This is a genomic window from Kitasatospora indigofera, assembly GCF_014655955.1.
GTDB lineage: Bacteria > Actinomycetota > Actinomycetes > Streptomycetales > Streptomycetaceae > Kitasatospora > Kitasatospora indigofera.
Genome location: NZ_BNBO01000007.1, coordinates 206633 through 224955 on the forward strand (window position 1 = coordinate 206633; position 18323 = coordinate 224955).

Annotated in this window: 11 protein-coding genes and 1 pseudogene; 2 read left to right on the forward strand and 10 right to left on the reverse strand. The window is 73.7% G+C overall.

Annotation, left to right across the window (positions count from 1 at the left end; translation table 11 throughout):
* The first annotated feature begins 266 nt into the window (after positions 1-266).
* Positions 267-2147 (forward strand): FHA domain-containing protein, encoded by a 1881-nt coding sequence (locus tag IE329_RS10015; RefSeq protein WP_190210482.1) that lies wholly within the window; start codon positions 267-269, stop codon positions 2145-2147.
* Here IE329_RS10015 and IE329_RS10020 read toward each other — a convergent pair.
* From IE329_RS10020 to IE329_RS10065, 10 genes are all read right to left on the reverse strand, one after another.
* Positions 2107-4374, reverse strand: a complete 2268-nt coding sequence (locus IE329_RS10020; RefSeq protein ID WP_190210483.1) for an AfsR/SARP family transcriptional regulator — start codon at positions 4372-4374, stop codon at positions 2107-2109. The two genes, IE329_RS10015 and IE329_RS10020, sit on opposite strands and share 41 nt — an antisense overlap.
* A 225-nt stretch (positions 4375-4599) precedes the next feature.
* Positions 4600-5331, reverse strand: a complete 732-nt coding sequence (locus tag IE329_RS10025) for a dienelactone hydrolase family protein (RefSeq protein WP_190210484.1) — start codon at positions 5329-5331, stop codon at positions 4600-4602.
* Positions 5332-5611: 280 nt separating this feature from the next.
* Complete coding sequence (locus IE329_RS10030; protein ID WP_373311137.1) at positions 5612-6844, reverse strand: MFS transporter; 1233 nt, start codon at positions 6842-6844, stop codon at positions 5612-5614.
* Positions 6841-6987 (reverse strand): hypothetical protein, encoded by a 147-nt coding sequence (locus IE329_RS10035; RefSeq protein ID WP_190210485.1) that lies wholly within the window; start codon positions 6985-6987, stop codon positions 6841-6843. Before IE329_RS10035 ends, IE329_RS10030 begins: the two co-directional genes overlap by 4 nt.
* A 224-nt stretch (positions 6988-7211) precedes the next feature.
* Positions 7212-8657: an RICIN domain-containing protein gene (locus IE329_RS10040; RefSeq protein WP_190210486.1), complete on the reverse strand. Its 1446-nt coding sequence runs from the start codon at positions 8655-8657 to the stop codon at positions 7212-7214.
* Positions 8658-9198: 541 nt separating this feature from the next.
* Positions 9199-11850 carry a SpoIIE family protein phosphatase gene (locus IE329_RS10045; protein WP_229927325.1) on the reverse strand — a complete coding sequence of 884 codons (2652 nt, stop codon included), beginning with the start codon at positions 11848-11850 and terminating at the stop codon, positions 9199-9201.
* 588 nt (positions 11851-12438) lie between these two features.
* Positions 12439-14190, reverse strand: coding sequence for a glycoside hydrolase family 35 protein (locus IE329_RS10050; protein ID WP_190210488.1), 1752 nt, complete (start codon positions 14188-14190; stop codon positions 12439-12441).
* 123 nt (positions 14191-14313) lie between these two features.
* Entirely contained in the window at positions 14314-15651 is a 1338-nt protein-coding gene (locus IE329_RS10055) for an ABC transporter substrate-binding protein (RefSeq protein WP_190210489.1), read from the reverse strand.
* 56 nt (positions 15652-15707) lie between these two features.
* Positions 15708-16601, reverse strand: coding sequence for a carbohydrate ABC transporter permease (locus IE329_RS10060; protein WP_229927309.1), 894 nt, complete (start codon positions 16599-16601; stop codon positions 15708-15710).
* On the reverse strand, positions 16598-17548 hold the full coding sequence (locus IE329_RS10065) for a carbohydrate ABC transporter permease (RefSeq protein WP_373311138.1): 951 nt from the start codon (positions 17546-17548) through the stop codon (positions 16598-16600). The genes IE329_RS10060 and IE329_RS10065 overlap by 4 nt, the downstream gene beginning before the upstream one ends.
* Positions 17549-18136: 588 nt before the next feature.
* Here IE329_RS10065 and IE329_RS10070 point away from each other — a divergent pair.
* Positions 18137-18323: pseudogene (locus IE329_RS10070) on the forward strand (substrate-binding domain-containing protein); the annotation flags it as partial.

An 18323-nucleotide genomic window follows, 5' to 3' on the forward strand; every position in this document is an offset into this window, starting at 1 on the left:
CATGACCTTGCGCGCGGCCGCCCACTGCCACAACCCTTGGACCGGACGCCGATCCGGCGCCCGGCGTCCCTCACGCCGAACCGCTTCCCCCGCAGGCGCATTCACCAGCGGTCTCGCGCCCGGACGGCCCGCCGTCCGGCCGCGCGAGCCTACCGAAGACCGTCCACCACAACGATGTTGGCGAGATGCGTCCGGCAGCCCGGGCGGGCCGCCGGTCCAGGCCCGGACACGGCCGAGCACCCACAGACTCAAGGAGCGGAGTGACGATGCCAGCTGCGATCATCGGGCGCGAGGGGCCCCTGGCCGGACGGCGGTTCCCGATCGGCAGCAAACCGGTCACCTTCGGCCGCAGCGCCGACAGCGGCGTGGTGATCGCCAGCGGGAGCGCCTCGCGGCTGCACGCCGAGGTGGTCCGCGACGGTGACCGGTACATCCTGAAGGACCGGGGGAGCCGCAACGGGACGCTGGTGAACGGCGTCCCGGTGACCTCGCGGGTGCTCAACCCCGGTGACCTGATCACGATCGGCGGCGAGGTCTTCGCCTTCGAGGTCGCCGACTCGATGGAGACCATCACCGAGGTCTTCAGCCTGCCGCCCGCCCCGGCGGAGCCCGTCCTGCACGTCACCGTCTCCGGCGGCGGGCCGGTGGGCCTGGCCTTCGCCCTGCTGCTGGAGCACCACCTGGGGCGGCGGGTGTCCGTCACCGTGCACGACGGCCGCTGGATCCAGGACGGTCCGCGGGTGGTCTGGAAGACCGAGGCGCAGGGCAACGTCCGGCGCCAGCAGGTGGTGACCGTCCAGAGCCGTCAGTTCCTGAACCTCCCGGAGGAGGTCCAGGCCCGGCTGTTCACCGCGGAGGCGTTCTCGGAGATGTGGCCGGCCGGGCCGGACTCCATCCGCGGCTTCGGCCCGCGCAACATCCGGATCGCCCATGTCGAGGACGTCCTGCTGGAGATGGCGAACGAGAAGGCGGACCGGATCCGGCTGGTGCCGGCCAACTTCGACCCGGCCGAGCAGCGCGAGGAGGTCGCCAAGGGGCACGTGCTGGCGATCTGCGAGGGCGGCCGCTCCAGGACGCGGGAGTTCTTCACCGACAAGTTCGGCACCCCGGACACCTCGATCTACTCGCTGGAGGGGCGGCACGTCCAGGACATCGTGCTCGGCCTGCGGGTGAAGTCCGGCCTGTCGGACCCGACGGCCGTCCTGCTGACCGTCGCCCAGAACCGGTTCCTGCTCAACTCGCTGCGCGGCGAGGGCTTCCTGAACATGCGGCTGACCGACGCCGAGGCCCGCGAGGTGATCGGGGTCGACCCCGTCCGGCAGGTCTTCGAGCAGTGCGTCGCCTCCCGGCCGTGCCTGATGGGACGGGACGAGGAGGGCGACTTCCGCTGTTCGACCCACGGCACGCTGTTCCTGCCCGCCCTGGTCAAGGGCTCCGCCCTGTGGAAGAGGGTCCTGGAGGGGCTGGCCCTGTTCGGCGTCACCGAGGACAACCTCAGCGCCGTCACCGGGTTCCGTCTCGACATGGTGCAGCGGCCGCGGTTCACCGCCCACCTCTACTCCGCCACCGCCAACACCCCCGGGACGTACGGGTTCCTGCTCGGCGACGCCGCCAACGCGATCCACTTCTGGCCGGGCCGCGGCCTCAACAGCGGCCTGGCGTCGGCGATCTCGCTCGCCCGCTCGCTGAACAACGCCTGGCGCGGCCGGTCCTTCCGGGACGCCGACTTCGTCCGGCACGAGGCGGCGATGTCGATGCTCCAGTACCGGCACAAGAGCCGCGCCTGGAACGCCATGGTGACCACCGACCAGCAGGGCGTCACCTGCGCCATCAAGGACCGGATCGCCCTGAGCATCGAGGAGGGCCTGCCGGAGGGCGAGGACGGCTCGGCGGACCGCGAGGCGCTGCTGGACCAACTGCGGCAGATCAGGGACCGCCTGGCGCCGCGGATCGCCGGCATGCCGGACGACGCGACCCTGCGCGAGCACCTGGGGCAGCTGAAGGCCGAGACGGTCCGGACCCTGCTGGCGAGCGGCGCCTGGGACACCTTGACGGTCGGCGGCGAGGAGGTCGACATCGACATCTTCTACCGGGAGGGCCCGCCGCTCACCGGGGCGAAGGCGCTGGCGCCGGTCCGACGGCCCTGACCCCGCCGGGGCTGCCCCCTGCCCGGTCCTGACCCTGCCGGCCCCGGCTCCCGGCTCGCCCGGACCGGGCGGGGGCCGGGGCCGGTCCCGTCGGCGCCGGGTCCGGCACCCCGGAGGTGAGGGCCGCCGGTGCGGCCTGGGCCACCGGCGGCGCGAACGGCGGGCGGACGCCCTCCGGGAGCGCCGCGTGCTTCGCCCCCGCCCGGTGGTAGTGGTCGAACAGCCGGACGGTGGCGGCGCGCCCGACGGCCTCGCCCTGCTCGGCCAGCAGCTCCGCGCCGAAGCTGCGGACCAGCCCGGACTGCGCGTGGTGGCCGGGGGACACCTCGGTGAGCAGGTGGTGGTCCGCCAGCGCGGCCAGCGCCCGGCGGGCCCGCGGCCGGTCGCAGTCGAGCAGCGCGGCCGCCGAGCCGGCGTCCACCGGGCGGCCGGGGTGCACCGCCAGCAGGCCGAGCAGGTGCGCGGCGTCCCAGGGCAGGTGACGGTAGGTCATGACCAGCCGGCTGCGCAGGCCGGCCGCGCCGGGGGTGTCCAGCGTCTGCAGCCGGGTGCGTTCGTCGGCCAGCGCGGCCGCCAGGGTGGCCGTGCTCCAGGTCGGGCGGGCGCAGAGCCGGGCGGCGGCGGTCCGCAGGGCGAGCGGCAGCCCGTCGCAGAGCGCGGCGAGCCGCCGCACGTCGACGGCGCCGGCGCCCGTACCGGTGCGGGCGTCCGCGTCCGCCCGGGCCGGCGTACCGGTTACGGCCGGTCCGGGCCCGCCGGGCGGCAGCAGCCGGTCGAGCAGCGCCACCGCGTCCTCCTCCGGCAGGGGCCCGAGCTGCAGCAGGGCCGCGCCCTGGGTCACCGTCACCTCCTCCAGGGTGGCGCGGGCGGTGATGACGGTGACGCAGTGCGGCCCGGCCGGGAGCAGCCCGGCGACCTGTGTCGCGTCCCGGGCGTCGTCCAGCACGACCAGCAGCCGGCGCCGGCCGGCCTCCCGCTGGTAGAGCGCGGCCCGGGCCGGCGACTCGTCGGGAACCGCGGCCGCGGGGACGCCCAGCGCGCGCAGCAGCGCTCCGAGCACCTCGGCGGGCGCGGCGGGGCCGGCCGGGTCGAAGCCGCGCAGCGGGACGAACAGCCGGCCGTCCGGGAACCCGGGGGCCTGCCGGGCCCAGCTCACGGCGGTGGCGGTCTTGCCCACGCCGGCCGGGCCGGTGACGACGGCGATGCCGCCGCCGGCCGGCCGCGGCCCGTGCAGGCGGTCCAGCCACCGGTGGGCCTCGGCCCGGCCGACCAGGTCGTCCGGCAGCCGGGGCAGCGCGAGGCCGGCGGCCGCGGCGCGGTGGCGCTCGGGTGCCGCCGGCCGCTCCGCGACGGGCGGGCCGCACCCGGTGTCCGGTCCGGGGGCCCGGCCGGGGTTCCCCGCCGTGCTCCGGTCGGTGGCCGGTTCGCTGCCCCGGCCGACGGGGCGTTCGGTGGCCCGGCCGGGGGCCCGCCGGGCGGGCAGCGGTGGGCCCCCGCCGTCCGTCCCCAGGGCGGCGCGCAGCGCGTCCCGCAGGGCGGGGCCCGGTGCGATGCCCAGCTCCTCGTCCAGCCGGCGCCGGGCGTGGTGGTAGGCGGCCAGGGCGTCGGGCGCGCGGCCGTCCTGCACCAGGCAGCGCATCAGCAGCGCGACGGCCGGTTCGCGCAGCCCGTCCGTGCGGACGTAGCTCTCCAACTCCGGTACGGCCGCCGCGCCGAGCCCGAGCCGCAGCTGCCGCTCCGCCCAGGCGGCCAGCACCCGGGCCCGGGCCTCGGCGAGCCGGGCCGCGAGGTCCCGGCAGAGCGGCGTGTCCGCGAGGTCGGCCAGCGGCAGGCCGTACCAGAGGTCGAGGGCCTGCTTCAGCAGCAGCGCCGCCGAGCGGTCGTCACCCCCGGCGGCCTCGGCGCGGGCGGCCAGCGCCTCGAACCGGCACAGGTCGATCTGCTCCGCATCGCCGGTGAGGAGGTAGCCGGGTGCCCGGGTGCGGAGTTCGAAGGCGCTGCCGTCCAGGGCCTTGCGCAGGGCCGCGACGTGCCCCTGCAGCGCGGCCCTGGCCCGGGCCGGCGGCTCGTCGCCCCAGAGCAGGTCGAAGAACCGGTCGAGCGGGACGACCCGGTCGAACTCGACGGCCAGCAGGGCCAGGACGGACCGCTGTTTCGGCCCGGCCACGGTGGCGGGAACGCCCGCCGCGGTCCGTAGTTCGATCGGCCCCAACAGTCGTATGCCCACGCCGTCCACCCTACTGGCCGTCGCACCGGATTCCGGTCACGGATGGTCGCAGGGCGGTCGCGGGCCGCCCGCCGGGCCGTCGGCCCGTCGGCCGGACGGCCCGTCAGGCCGCCCGGTCCGTGGCCCGCGCACGGCCCGCGCCGGCCGTGGCCGGATCACGGCCGGCGCACCGGAGCGAACCGGCGGGGCGGAAGGATCCTGCCGAGCAGTCGTGTTGACCGAGCATCAGCCCAGATGGCGGGCGAAGAACCGCAAGGAGTCCTCCGGCTCGGACGCCGGCAGGTCCCCGTGCCCGCCCGGGTGGGCGTGCAGCGTCTTCTCGGCCGAACCGAAGGCGTCGAACAGGGCCAGGCCCTGGGCCCGCGGCACCCGTTCGTCGTCCCACTGCAGCAGGAACTCCACCGGGACGCTGATCCGCGCGGCGGCCCCGGCCGACGACAGGGCACCGCCCAGGCCCAGCACCGCCGCACGGACCCTGGGTTCGGCGGCGACGAAGGGGACCCCGAGCCCGCAGCCCAGCGACACGCCCCAGTAGCCCACCGGGCCGGCGCCGACGTGGCCGTGCCGCTGGACGGCGTCCAGCACCGCCCGCCACTCCGGGACGGTCCGGCGCGCCACCAGGGCCTGGAAGCCGGCGATCAGCGGGGCAGGCTCGGCGCCGGCCGCCACCCGGGCCTGGTTGGCGGTCGCGATCCGGTCGAGCTCCTCGTCCTTCGGCCGGTCGCCGTGGCCGGGCACGTCGACCGCCACCGCGGCGAAGCCGCCCCCGGTGACGAAGCGGTGGGCCCGGGCGATGACGTCGGGGGCCTTCTTGTGCTGTCCGCCGCCGTGCCCCAGCAGGATCAGGGGGCGGGTGGCGGCGGTGCCTTCGGGAGTCCACAGCACGCCGGGGATCCCGCCCAGGGTGAAGGAGTGCTCGATGACGCCGGCGGAGGACGTGCGGGAGGTGAAGCGCATGGTGTCGCGGCCTTTCGGGGTGCCTGTGCGGGCGCTCCCTAGACCTCACGGGGGAGGGAGCCCCGACCTGTCACAGCGTTGATCGGTCTCACCTCCTCGGGTCGCGGCGGTTCACGGCGACGCCGAAGGTACCACGAAGGGCCGTCATTCGCGCGGCCCCGAGGGCGGAGGGTGGCCTGACGCCACGTCAGGTCCTGGGCGGACGATCCGTCCGCGGGCGGGGCCGGTGCGGGCGGGTCCGGTGCGGCCGGGCGACGTCCTCCGGCCGCACCAGGGCGCCTCAGCCGCCGCGCCGTGCCGGGGAGCCGGTGGCGCGCCCCAGCCACAGCGCCGCCAGCAGGCACAGCGCCGAGAGCCCGCCGAGCAGCAGCGGGACGGCGCGCACCCCGGACCACTCGATCGCCTTGCCGAGCGCCGGCCCCGCCGCGACGCCGCCGAGCATGGAGGCGGCGATGACCAGCGCGCCCGCCCGTGCGGCCCGTGGCGCGGCCCGGTTCAGCCAGGGCAGGCCGGTCGGGAAGATCGGCGCGATGAACAGGCCGACACCCGCGTACGCGTACGGGGCGAGCCCGGGGACGGAGGCCAGCAGCAGGCAGACCGTCATTCCCGCGCAGGAGGCGGTGACGACGGCCCGGGCGGTGAAGCGCAGGGCCAGCGGCGCGACGAGGAAGCGGCCGACGGTCAGCATCGACCAGTAGACGGACGTCGCGGTGGCGGCGACGCCCGCGCGGTAGCCGACCGTCTCCAGATGGGTGGGCTCCCAGCCGCCGACGCCCGCCTCGATCCCGACGTGCAGGACGTAGAGCACGACGAAGAGGGTCAGCACCGTGAGCAGGCTGCGGTCCCTGGCCCGGCCGGGGCCGCCGGCCTGGGGGGTGCCGTCGTCGGGCCCCGGCGCGTCCTGCCGGCGTATGCCCCGCAGGAGGAACAGCAGCGGCAGGTTGGCGAGCGCGAAGCCCAGGAAGACCGCGGGGTAGTGTTCGGGGCCCACCACGCCGATCAGCACCGGTCCGAGGATCGCGCCCACCCCGAAGTGGGCGTTGAGGATGTTGAGCATGGCGGCCGAGCAGTGTCCGAAGCCCACCGCGAAGAGCAGGTTGAGGCCGTGGTCGACGCCGCCGAAGCCGAGCCCGGCCAGCAGGGCGGCGGCCAGGGCGAAGGGCCAGTCCGGCGCCAGGGCGAAGCCGGCCGAGCCGACGGCCATCAGCAGGTACGAGCTGCCCAGGATCCGCCGGCTGCCCAGCCTGCCGTGGAGCCGGGCGAAGAGCAGGACGCCGGCCACGCCGCCGGCGAAGTGGGCGCTCAGCCCCAGGCCGGCGGCGGACGGGGAGAGCCCGAACTCCTCGCGCAGGGCGGGGATCGCCGGGCCGTACAGGGCCTGGAGAGCGCCGATCAGGACGAAGCCGACGCAGCAGGCGACCACGGCCGCCGGGGTGAAGAGCGCCGCCGCGCGTGGTTCGGCCGCGCCCGGTTCGGCCGTGGCGGCCCGCCGTGCGGTCCGACCGGCGGTCACCCGGACACCCGGGCGGGGGCGGGGCGGCCGGTGCCGGTACTGATGCCGGCGCCGCTGCCGGTGGGGTCCGCAGGTCGTCCGCGGTCCGTGGGCGGGACGGACCCGGGCCGGGTGGCCGCGGCGGTCAGGGCGATGGTCGGCATCGGTGTGTCTCCCCCGGGAATCATCGAAGTCATCAAGATTCAACCAGAAGGCACATATATCAACAATGGGAGGAGTTGACCTCCGGCGGGGGACGCCGCCGGCCGCCCCCGGTGCCCATGCCGCCGGCCCCCGTACCCATGACGACGTCACGGCCCGGTCGTGGGTGGCAGGGATCCTGCCACCCACGACCGGGCCGTGACGTCCTTCATCCCGTGAGCAGGCCTCAGACGGTGGTCCGCCGCCAGTGCTGGTTGGTGCCGCCGGAGCAGGTCCACTGGTCGAGCGCGGTGCCGTCGGCGGTCGAGGTGTTGACCACGTCCAGGCACTTGCCGCTGTGCTTGGCGACGATCTCGACGTAGCCGGCCGTGTCGGTGGCGCGGAGCTTCCACTGCTGGGAGGGCTGGCCGTTGCAGGTGTTCTGGACAGCGAGCGCGCCGTCCGCGGTGGAGGCACCGGCGATGTCGAGGCACTTGCCGCTGTGCCTGGCCATGATCTGGACGTACCCGTTGCCGAGCTTCTTGATCCAGAACTGGTCGTTGGCGCCGGCGCCGCAGCCCCACTGGATCAGCTGCACCGCGTCCGAGGTGTCGTAGTTGGCCACGTCGGCGCACTTGCCGCTGTGCTGGGCCGCCAGGGTCTCCCAGACCACGTTCATGCCCTTGACCGTGCCGGCCGCCGTGTCGACGGTGATCTGCGGCGAGTACTCCAGGCTCATCGACGTCTTGGTCGGGAACTTGACCGGCAGCCAGACGTACTGGGAGTCGTTGACCGACTTGCCCATCGAGTTGCCCCAGCGGTCGCCCATGTAGAGGAAGCTGGTGCCGGCGGTGCCCTGGACGGGCAGCACGTACGCGGTCTGGCTGCGGAAGGCGGTGGAGTCGCCGACGTCCTTCAGGCCGCTCCACGCTCCGGTGATGCTGGTGGCGGTGGCGTACTTCTGCTGGTTGGGCGCCCAGCCGGTGGCGCCGGAGGTGAGCAGGAAGTACACGCCGTTCCGCTTGAACATCGCGGGGGCCTCCCGCGAGCTGCCCTGCCAGAGGTTCTGCACCTGGGCCTGGATGCCGGTGTAGTCGGCCGTCAGCCGGTAGACGTGCAGGTCCCGGTTCTCGTTGGCGGCGGAGATCATGTAGCCGGTGCCGTCGGTGTCGACGAAGGTGGTGATGTCGCGGGACATCTCGCCCAGCGGCCGGAAGCTGCCCTTGTAGCTGTAGTCGCCGTCGACCGTGGCGGAGACGGCCACCGCGGCCCGGGCCTCCCCGTAGTCCGCGCTGTTCTCCTTGTGCATCCACATCACGAACTGGTGCGTCGCGGCGTTGTACATGACCTTCGGCCGCTCGATGTTGGCGGACCCCAGCTCCGGATCGGTGGCCTGGGTCAGCGCGTGGTTGCGGAACTCCCAGGTCTTGAGGTCGGTGGAGCGGTAGACCGAGACGTAGCGGAAGGTGTTGTCGGCGTTCCGGTCCTCACCGAACCAGTAGTAGTACTGGTCGACCTTGACCACGCCGCCGCCGTGGGCGTGCACCGGGTTGCCGGCCGGGTCGGTGAACTGGGTGGCGTTGTCGATGCTGACCGGCGCCGCCTGCGCCGGGGTGACGGCGCCGGCCAGGGAGAGGGGGAGGGCGGCCAGCGCGGCGAACAGCGCCGCGGAGGCCTTGCTGCGGAGAGACATGTGGGTACCTCTTGCTCTTCACTTCAGGCATGACCGGTCCGTGCTCCGGGCGGGCCGGGAGCGCAGGTGGGGACGGACGCGCGAGGTCATGCGGCGGGCGGAGGCGATGGCCGGCCGGCGGTGCCGGGCAGGAGGCGATCGCGGTCCCGAGGAGGGACGGGCGGACCGGTGGTGGCCGGTCGCCGGGTGGACCGTCGCGCCGGGTGGGGTGGCCCGGGGGGCGGTGAACCGTGGGGGGCGCGCCGGTCGCGCAGAGTCTGATGTCTGCGCTAACACGGCGGGTTGAGGAGAGTCTGGGATCAGCGCGGGAGTCTGTCAAGGCATCTCGTCGCGGCCGCTCCGGCGGGCCCGCGCCGCAGCGGCCCGCCGCACCCGCCCGGGCCTGCGAATCCCTGGGGGCACGGCCGCGGAGCCGCTGTTCGTCCGGCTGCCGCCGAGGTGGGCCTCACGATGCACGGCCCGGGAGTCGCGGGTACCAAAAGGGGCACAGTCGGGCGTACACCCGCACGCCGGGCTGCCGGGCGGCCCGGGCCGCGGCGGCTCAGAGCTCCAGGTCGTCCCACTCGCCGGAGAACATGTCGCCCAGGGCCTCGTCGTCCGGCGACCCGCTGTCGAGCGACTGGGAGGCCCAGATGGTCTTCCCCCGGGTGGAGTAGCGGGTGCCCCAGCGTTCGGCGTACCGGGCGACCAGGAAGAGGCCGCGGCCCCCTTCGTCGGTGTCCTTGGCACGGCGGATGTGCGGGGCCGTGCTGCTCCCGTCGGAGACCTCGCAGACCAGCGTCTCGGTGAGCAGCAGCCGGACCCGGATCGGCACCTTGCCGTAGCGGACGGCGTTGGTGATCAGTTCGCTGAGGATGAGCTCGGTGCCGAAGGAGATGTCGTCCAGGCCCCACTCGGCCAGCTTGCGGGCGCAGGCGTTGCGCACCGGGCCGACGGCCGCCGGGTCCGGCTCGACGTCCCACGCGGCGACCCGGTCCGGTGCGAGCAGCCGGGTCTGCGCCACCAGCAGCGCCACGTCGTCGTCGGGCCTGGTCGGCAGCATCGACTCCATCACCTCCGCGCACACCTGCTCCGGCCGGCGGTCGGGCCCGCCGGCGGCCTGCCGCAGCGCCTCCAGCGCCGCGTCCAGGTCACGGGTGCGGTTGTGCAGCAGCCCGTCGGTGTAGAGGACCAGGCGGGAGCCCTCGGGCAGGGTCGCCTCGGCGGTCTCCACGGGCATGCCCGCGTTCAGGCCCAGCGGCGGGGAGACCGGCGGGCGGAGGAAGGTCACCGTCCCGTCGGGGTGGGCCAGCGCCGGGGGCGGGTGGCCGGCCGTGGCTGCGGTGACCAGCCCGGAGACGGCGTCGTAGACGACGTACAGGCAGGTCGCGCCGGTGATCGCCGGCTGCGCGCCGTCCTCGGGCTCCTCGGTGTCCTCGTCCTGGAGGTCGATGCGCGCCACCAGCTCGTCCAGGTGGCTCAGCAGTTCGTCCGGGGGGAGGTCCAGGGTGGAGAAGTTGTGGATGGCGACCCGCAGCCGGCCCATGGTGGCCGCCGCGTGCAGGCCGTGGCCGACGACGTCGCCGACCACCAGCGCGACCCGGGCGCCGGGCAGCGGGATCACGTCGAACCAGTCGCCGCCCACCCCGGCCTGCGCGGGCAGGTAGCGGTGGGCCACGTCCAGGGACTCCTGGGCGGGTACGCCACGGGGCATCAGACTGCGCTGCAGGGTCACCGCGGTCGCGTGCTCGCGGGTGTAGCGCCGGGCGTTGTCGATGGACACCGCGGCCCGTCCGGCGAGCTCCTCGGCGATGGAGAGGTCCTCCCGGTCGAAGGGCGGGGAGTCGCCGGCCCGCCAGAAGTTCACCAGGCCCAGCACCACGCCGCGGGCCTGCAGCGGCACCACCGCGAGGGAGTGGATCCCGTAGTCGAGGATCTCTTGGGCCCGCGCGCGGTCCTGGCCCTGCCAGCCGGGGGAGCGGGCCAGGTCCGGCTCCAGCACGGACCGGCCGTCGGCCACGCTGGTCGCCACAGGGGTGCCCGGTACGAAGTGGATCAGTTGGCCGACCGGGTAGAGGGGGTGGTCCTCCGCCAGGCCGGCGACGGCGGTGCGGCGCAGCTCGGTACTGGCCCCGCTCGGCTCCTCGCCGCGCAGGACCAGGTCCTGCAGCTCCACCGTGACCACGTCGGCGAAGCCGGGGACGGCCGATTGCGCCAGCTCCTCGGCGGTGCGCGAGACGTCCAGGGTGGACCCGATCCGCATCCCGGCGTCGTAGAGCAGCCGCAGCCGCCCGCGGGCCACCTCGGCCCGGCCCGAGAGCGTCCGCAGCTCGGTGGTGTCCCGCAGGGTCACCACGCTCGTGCGGTGCACGCCGAAGGGCGTGGTGGAGCGCTTGTTGAGGGAGAGCAGCCGGTCCGCCGCCAGGTGGACCTCGTCGGTGGCGATCCGGTCGGAGGCGAGGAGTTCGGCGGTGCCCGGCTCCAGGCCCAGCGAGTCGACGGGCCGGCCCTCCGCGTCGGCGGGCAGGTCCAGCAGCCGCCGGGCCTCGTCGTTGGCCAGCAACAGCCGGCCGTCGGCCCCGGTGATGAGCACGCCCTCCCGGACGGCGTGCAGGACGGCGTCGTGGTGCTCGTACATCCGGGTCATCTCGGCCGGGCCCAGGCCGTGCGTCTGGCGGCTCAGCCGCCGGCTGACCAGGCCCGCGCCGACCGCGGCCAGGGCGACGGCCGCGCCCGCGCTGACCAGGAACACGGGCAGCTGCCGGTTGACCGTCTTCTGCACCGTCTCCACGGTGACCGGGGCGGAGACGATGCCGACCACCTGACCGGAGGCGTCCTTCACGGGGGCGGCCGAGATCACGGACGGGCCGAGCGCGCCGTTGAAGGTCCGGGTGAAGGCCTGCCCCTCGGCGGCCTGGGCGTACGGGCCGATGACGTGCTTGCCGAGCTGCGAGACGTCGCTGTGGGTCAGGGTGATCCCGTCGAGCCGGTAGACGATGAGGGCGTCGACGCCGGCGGCCTTGCGGGTCTCCTCGGCGAGCGGCTGGAGCGTGGCGCTCGGGTCCGGGCCGTTCAGGGCGGCAACCAGCCCGGGGGCGTGCGCGAAGGACTCGGCGGCGGCGAGGGAGCGGTGCCGGGCGTCGGCCATGGTGTCGCGCCGGGTCTGCACCACGACGGCCACCAGCGCGGCGGCGACCAGCAGGATCACCAGCATCAGCTGGAGGAGGAAGACCTCCCGGGCGAAGCTGCGCGGGGTCTGCCGGGCCCGGGGGCGGGGCGCGCCCGGGGCCGCCACCGCGGTGCTGCCGGCCGGCTGCGGGGTGTCGCCGGTTTCGGGAGGGGGCGGGTCCACCGTGCCGGCTTTGCCGGAACGGCGGGTCAGCCAACTCCGGAGAGTGCCCGAATACTGGCTCATACTCCCCATTTATCCCGCTTCGGCGGGGCGGTGGCAAGGAGCGGACCGGTGGCCGGGACACCGGGTGGGGTCCTCGCGGGGCCACCGCGAGGCGTGGCCCGGAGCTGCCGGCCGGTGGCGCGGCCGCGTCGGCAGGGCCGTTCACCAGGCACGATGTCCCGGTGCGGGCCAGCTGCGCCGGTGGCGGCGGCGTTCAGGAGGCGGGGCCGGGGCCGTGGGATTCACCGGGTAGCGCAATGCCCGGAGGCCGCGGGTACGTTCCGTGACCGCGGCCTCCGGGCGGGGGGTCCGGCGTCCCCGCCCGGCACCGGAACCCCTGCCGCCGGGCGGGGAGCGGTGCGGCAGCAGGGGTTCCGGCGGGGGTGCGGGGAGCGGGGAGCCGTCCGGCTACTCCTCGGTCGGTCCCAGGTCGGGGATGTCGCGCAGTTCGACGGTGAGCGCGCGGTGGGCGGCGTGCAGCTCCAGCACGGTGATCTCGTTCGACCCCTGGCGCAGGACGGGGCCGGGGACGTAGAGCGAGCGCTGGGGGCCGCGGGACCAGTGCCGGCCGAGGTGGAAGCCGTTGACCCAGACGTTGCCCTTGGTCCACCCGGGCAGGTGCAGGAAGCTGTCGGCGACCTCGTCCAGCTCCACGGTGCCGCGGTGGAAGGTGGGGCCGGCCTGGGCGGGGCCGTCCTCGGTGAAGGAGAGCCCGTCGAGGGTGTCGAGCGGCAGCGGCCGGCTGGTCCAGCCGGTCAGCTCGGCGCCGTCCAGCAGCACCCGGCCCAGCAGGCCCTTGCGGTCGTGGATCCCGCTGCCGTAGTTGACCCGGCCCTGGTTCTCCACCAGCACGCTCAGCAGGGCGCCCTCGCGCGGCACGGTGAAGGCGACGGCGCGCTCGTGGTTCTCGCGCTCCAGCACGCCGACCGGCTGGCCGTCGACGAAGACCTGGGCGCGGTCGCGGACCGTGCCCAGCTCCAGCAGGACGGGGCCGGCGGCCGGCAGGGCGCACTCGTAGAGGACGAAGCCGAAGTCCTGGCCCAGCTGCTCCATGGTGAGCGGCCGCTCGGCGACGACGGCGGCGCCGAGCGCCGCCAGGTTGGCGAACAGCGGCGCGTGGGCGCCCAGCCGGATGCCGGCGGCGGCGGTCTTCGGGCCGGGGTCGGGGATCGGGTCGGCCGGGACGGGGGCGTACTTGGCGATCACCTGGCGGAAGGCCTCGTACTTCTCGGTCGGGTCGCCGGCCTCGTCGAGCGGGGAGTCGTAGTCGTAGGAGCCGACCGTCGGCCGGTAGGTGTGCTTGTCGTTGGCGCCGTTGGTGAAGCCGAAGCTGGTGCCGCCGTGGAACATGTAGAGGTTCACCGAGGCGCCGGTGGCGAGCAGGGCGTCGAGCTCCTGCGCGGCCTGGGAGGGGTCGCGCACCACGTGGTGGCCGCCCCAGCGGTCGAACCAGCCGATCCAGAACTCGGTGCACATCAGCGGGCCGGCCGGCTGGTGCGCGCGCAGCGCGGCGAGGCCCTGCTCCGAGCGGCTGCCGAAGTTGGCCGTGGCGAGGACGCCGGGCAGCGATCCGCGGACCAGGTCACCGGGCTGGTCGCAGGTGAAGAGCGGGACGTCGACGCCGTGGCTGCGCAGCGACCGGGCCAGGTGCGCCAGGTGCTCGGTGTCGTCGCCGTAGGCGCCGTACTCGTTCTCGACCTGCACGGCCAGCACCGGGCCGCCGTTGGTCGACAGGTGGCGGTTCAGCGGCGGCAGCAGCCGTCCGAAGAAGTCCTCCACCGCGGCGAGGTAGCGCGGGTCCTGACTGCGCAGCAGGATGTCGGGGTCGGCGAGGAGCCACGAGGGCAGGCCGCCGCCCTCCCACTCGGCGCAGATGTACGGGCCGGGCCGCAGCAGGACGTGCAGCCCCTCGGCGGCGGCCAGGTCCAGGAAGGCCGGCAGGTCCAGCCCGCCGTCGAGGCGGAACTCGTCGGGGCGCGGCTGGTGCAGGTTCCAGGGGACGTACGTCTCTACCGTGTTCAGGCCCATCAGGCGGGCCTTGCGCAGGCGGTCGGCCCAGAGACCGGGGTGGACGCGGAAGTAGTGCAGGCCGCCGGAGATGATCCGGAAGGGCTGGTCGTCGAGGCGGAATCCCTCGTCGGTGATCTGCAGGACGGGCATGGTGCTGTTGCTCCTGGGTGAAGTGGGTGCTCGGCGGGACCGTCCCAGCGGGCGCTCGCGGGGTGGTCACCGGCCGGCGCCGGCGCGGGGTGGATCGCACCCCGCACCGGCACCGGCGTCGGGTCACGGCGCGGTGACCTTGAAACCCTGCTGGTTGCCATAGTCGGTGATGCGCTTCTGCCAGGCGGTCAGGCCGGTGTTGATGTCGGTCGAGATGTTCGGGCCGACGGTGTCCTTGAAGACCGAGTTGGCGTAGAGCTGGTACGGCAGGTACTGCCAGCCCTTGCCGACGCCGGCGGAGGAGTCGGCGAAGACCTGGTTGGCCTTCTGGCCGCCGAGGCCCGCGACCGGCTGGTCGAGGAAGGCCGGGTCCTTGAGCAGTTCGGTGGTGGCCGGGAAGAGGCCGTTGGCCGAGAGGGAGCGGACGGCCTCCGGGTCGGAGTTCAGCCAGATCGCGAAGGCCGCGGCGGCGGCCTTGTTCTTGCTGCTGGTGGGCACCGCGACGGCGGAGCCGCCGTTCTCGGAGGAGACCGTGTCGCCGGCGTTCCACTGCGGGATGGGCGCGGCGCGCCAGTCCTTGGCGGTCTCCGGGATGGTCGAGCCGATGTTGCCGGGGGCCCAGGCGCCGATGATCCACATGGCGTACTGGCCGCTGCCCATGGACTGCCACCACTCGTTGGTCCACCCGGGGGCGGTGTCGACGAGCTTGCGGTTGATCAGGGAGGTCCACATGTCGGCGGCCTTCTTGGCGCCGGGGTCCTGGAGGTTCACCGAGACGGAGGAAGCGTCCTTCTGCTGGAAGGGGCGGCCGCCGGCCTGCCAGATCAGGCTGTCCACGCCGCCGGCGTCGCCGGGGTCGATGGAGGTGATGAACCGCTTCGGGTCCGACTCCTTGATCTTGACGGCGGCGGTCTCGAACTCGGCCCAGGTCTTCGGCGGCTCGATCTTCAGCTCGTCGAGGATCTTCTTGTTGTAGAACATCGCCATCGGGCCGGTGTCCTGCGGGACCGCGTAGACGCCGTCCGCCACCGCGACCTGCGACCAGGCGGAGGCGGTGAACTTGGGCTCCAGGGCCGCCGCGCCGTACTCCTTCAGGTTGACCAGCCGCTTGGAGAGCGCGAGCTCGGGCAGCGCGAAGTACTCGACCTGGGCGACGTCCGGTCCGCCGCTGCCGGCCTTCACGGCGGTCTGGAGCTTGGTGTACTCGGCCGCCGACTGCCCGGCGTTGACGACGTTCACCTTGACCTTCGGGTACTTCTTCTCGAAGAGGGCGACCGTCTTCTCGATGTTGGGGGCCCAGGTCCAGAAGGTCAGCGTGGTCTCGGTGTCCAGCGCGGCACTCGGGTCGGCCGAGACCACGGGGGCGGCGTCCGAGCCGCAGGCGGTCAGCGTGAGGGCGAGCGCTGCGGCCGGCACGAGTGCCAGGAGTCTGCGGCGGGAGGGGATGGATGCACGGGTCATGGCACGACTTCCTTGCTGAGGTGGTGGGGCGGGCCGGACATGAGGGTGGGAACGCGTTACTCCTTGACGCTTCCGGCGGCGAGGCCGGACTGCCAGAACCGCTGGAGGAAGAGGAACGCGACGACGAGCGGGATGATCGCCAGCACGCTGCCGGTGACCACGAGGGGGTAGAAGCCGGTGGTCGTGGCACCGCTGCCCGCCGCGCCGGTGGCCAGGGCGTTCCACTGGTTGAGGCCGACCGTGAGCGGGAACCACTGCGGGTCGCTGAGGACGATCAGCGGCAGGAAGTAGTTGTTCCAGGTGGCGACCAGCGAGAACAGCAGCACCGTGACGAAGCCGGGGGCGAGCAGGCGCAACGAGATGGTGAAGAAGGTCCTGATCTCCCCGGAGCCGTCGATGCGGGCCGCTTCGAGCATGGAGTCCGGGACGGCGCCGATGGCGTAGACCCGCATCAGGTAGACGCCGAACGGGCTGACCAGGGAGGGCAGCAGGACGGCCCAGGGGGTGTCGATGACGCCGATCTTGCTGAACAGCAGGTAGGTCGGCACGGCCAGGGCGGTCCCGGGGATCGCGATGGCGCCGAGCACCACGGCGGCCAGCACGTTGCGGCCGCGGAACCGGTACTTCGCCAGCGCGTACCCGGCGGCGGTGGAGATGAAGGCCGCCCCGCCGGCGCCGACGACCGCGTAGAGCAGGGTGTTGGCGAACCAGCGCAGGTAGATGCCGTCGTCGTAGGTGAGGACGTTCCACACGTTGTCGAAGAGGTGGAAGCCGTGTCCGAACCAGAGACCGAAGCTGGTGCTCAGGGAGTTGGAGTCCTTGGTGCTGGAGAGCAGCAGCCAGACCAGCGGGAGCAGCGCGTAGAGGAGCATCAGCCCCATGGCCACGGTGAGCGCCGTGCTGGACCGTCGTGCGCGTCCTCGGCCGCCTACAGGGGATTTGACGCTCACAGGCTCTGTTCCTTCCGCATCGACCTGGCCTGCACGGCGTAGGCGACCACTGCGGTCACCCCGCCCAGGACCACGGCGACGGCTGCCGAATAGTTGAACTGCTGACCGTTGAAGGCCAGGTTGAAGGCGTACATGTTGGGCGTGTAGCTGGTGGAGATCACGTCCGGGGCCAGCGACTGCATCACGTTGGGCTCGTTGAAGAGCTGGAACGTCCCGATGATCGAGAACACCGTGGCCAGCGCCAGCGCGGGCCGCAGGGCGGGGAGCTTGATGCTCCAGGCCTTGCGCAGCTCGCCGGCGCCGTCGACCTCCGCCGCCTCGTACAGCTCCTGCGGGACGGTGCGCAGCGCCGCGTACAGGATCAGCATGTTGTAGCCGACGAATTCCCAGGTCACGACGTTGCCGATGGAGGCGAGCATCCAGGACTCGCTGAGCAGCCGGGGGACGTCGACGTGCAGGGCGTCACCGATCTGGCGGATCAGTCCGAACCGGTCGCCGTACAGGTATCCCCACATCAGGGACGCCACGACGGCCGGGACGGCGTACGGGACGAAGATGCCGATCCGGAACAGGGCGGGCCAGCGCAGCCGCCCGCTGTCGATGGCCAGGGCGGCCAGCAGGGCGAGGGCCAGCATCACCGGGACCTGCACGAGCAGGAAGAGGGTGACCCGCCAGAGTCCGGCCCGGAAGAGCTCGTCCCCCAGGGCGCGGGTGTAGTTGTCGAATCCGACGAAGACGTTCCCGCCGACCAGCCGGTCCTGGAAGAAGCTCAGGTAGGCGGCGTAGCCGAGCGGTGCCGCGATCCCGATCACGAAGACGACCAGGAACGGGGCGAAGAAGACGTAGCCGAAGGACCCGTGACCGATGCGACCGGATCGCGGTACCGGCCGGGACCGGCTTGTCGGCCGGGCCGGGGTGGACTGGGCAGGGGGGTGCGTCGTGCTCACGGGGGTGCCCTTCACGGCTGATGTTTACGCCAACATGAAGCTGGCGTTGAGTCTTGACCGCCGACGGCGGGCGAGTCAAGTGGTCGTCACGGCGTGATGCGCCTTCGTGATGAAACCCGTCGGTAGCTCAGTGCAATCACCAACGACCCCCGGGGGCCCGCGAGTCGGCGGGGCGCCGCGGTGTCCTCGTGCGGCCTTCCGTGCTGGTGGGCGCCCCCGGGGCGGGCCGCGGGCGGCGGTGGCCGAGTCCTTCGTGGGCGGTCGTACCGCGCTGCCCGGTCGCTGACCGTGAGGGCCTGCCGTGCGGGTGTCACCGGGAGGCGGCCGGGGGGCGGCCGGCCAGGGGCGGGTCGGGCGAAGTCGAAGGTTACGAGCGGATATCAGTCCGTTTACCGGCTTGACGCACGAGCGCGGGGCGAGTGTCATTGTTCCAACGCGTTGGAATCTGTTGAGTTCTGATCGTTATTGGCTCCCGCCTGGTTCCCCATCTGTCCGGCCAGCCCGGTCGCCCGGCCCTCCGTGGCCCGTCCTTGCCATCCCCATCACCGTGCAAGCACCGTCTCCGGTGTGCGCGCTAGGAGTGTCCCCATGTTCCGTACCCATGGCAGCCGGGCTGCCGGCGCCGCCGCCCTGCTCCTGACGCTGGGCCTGGCCACCGCCTGCTCCACCGGCCAGGAGACGACCTCCGGCTCGGACGCCACCGTCGCACCGGTCTCCGGCAAGATCTCGATCACCTACCTGCAGAAGCAGGGCGACCAGGAGTACTTCGTCGGCG

What these genes read in the sequence shown, in the direction of transcription:
- IE329_RS10015 (WP_190210482.1), top strand. Translation starts at nt 267, where the DNA reads ATGCCAGCTGCGATCATCGGGCGCGAGGGGCCCCTGGCCGGACGGCGG.
- IE329_RS10025 (WP_190210484.1), bottom strand. Translation starts at nt 5,331, where the DNA reads ATGCGCTTCACCTCCCGCACGTCCTCCGCCGGCGTCATCGAGCACTCC.
- IE329_RS10035 (WP_190210485.1), bottom strand. Translation starts at nt 6,987, where the DNA reads ATGCCGACCATCGCCCTGACCGCCGCGGCCACCCGGCCCGGGTCCGTC.
- IE329_RS10040 (WP_190210486.1), bottom strand. Translation starts at nt 8,657, where the DNA reads ATGTCTCTCCGCAGCAAGGCCTCCGCGGCGCTGTTCGCCGCGCTGGCC.
- IE329_RS10045 (WP_229927325.1), bottom strand. Translation starts at nt 11,850, where the DNA reads ATGCTGGTGATCCTGCTGGTCGCCGCCGCGCTGGTGGCCGTCGTGGTG.
- IE329_RS10050 (WP_190210488.1), bottom strand. Translation starts at nt 14,190, where the DNA reads ATGCCCGTCCTGCAGATCACCGACGAGGGATTCCGCCTCGACGACCAG.
- IE329_RS10055 (WP_190210489.1), bottom strand. Translation starts at nt 15,651, where the DNA reads ATGACCCGTGCATCCATCCCCTCCCGCCGCAGACTCCTGGCACTCGTG.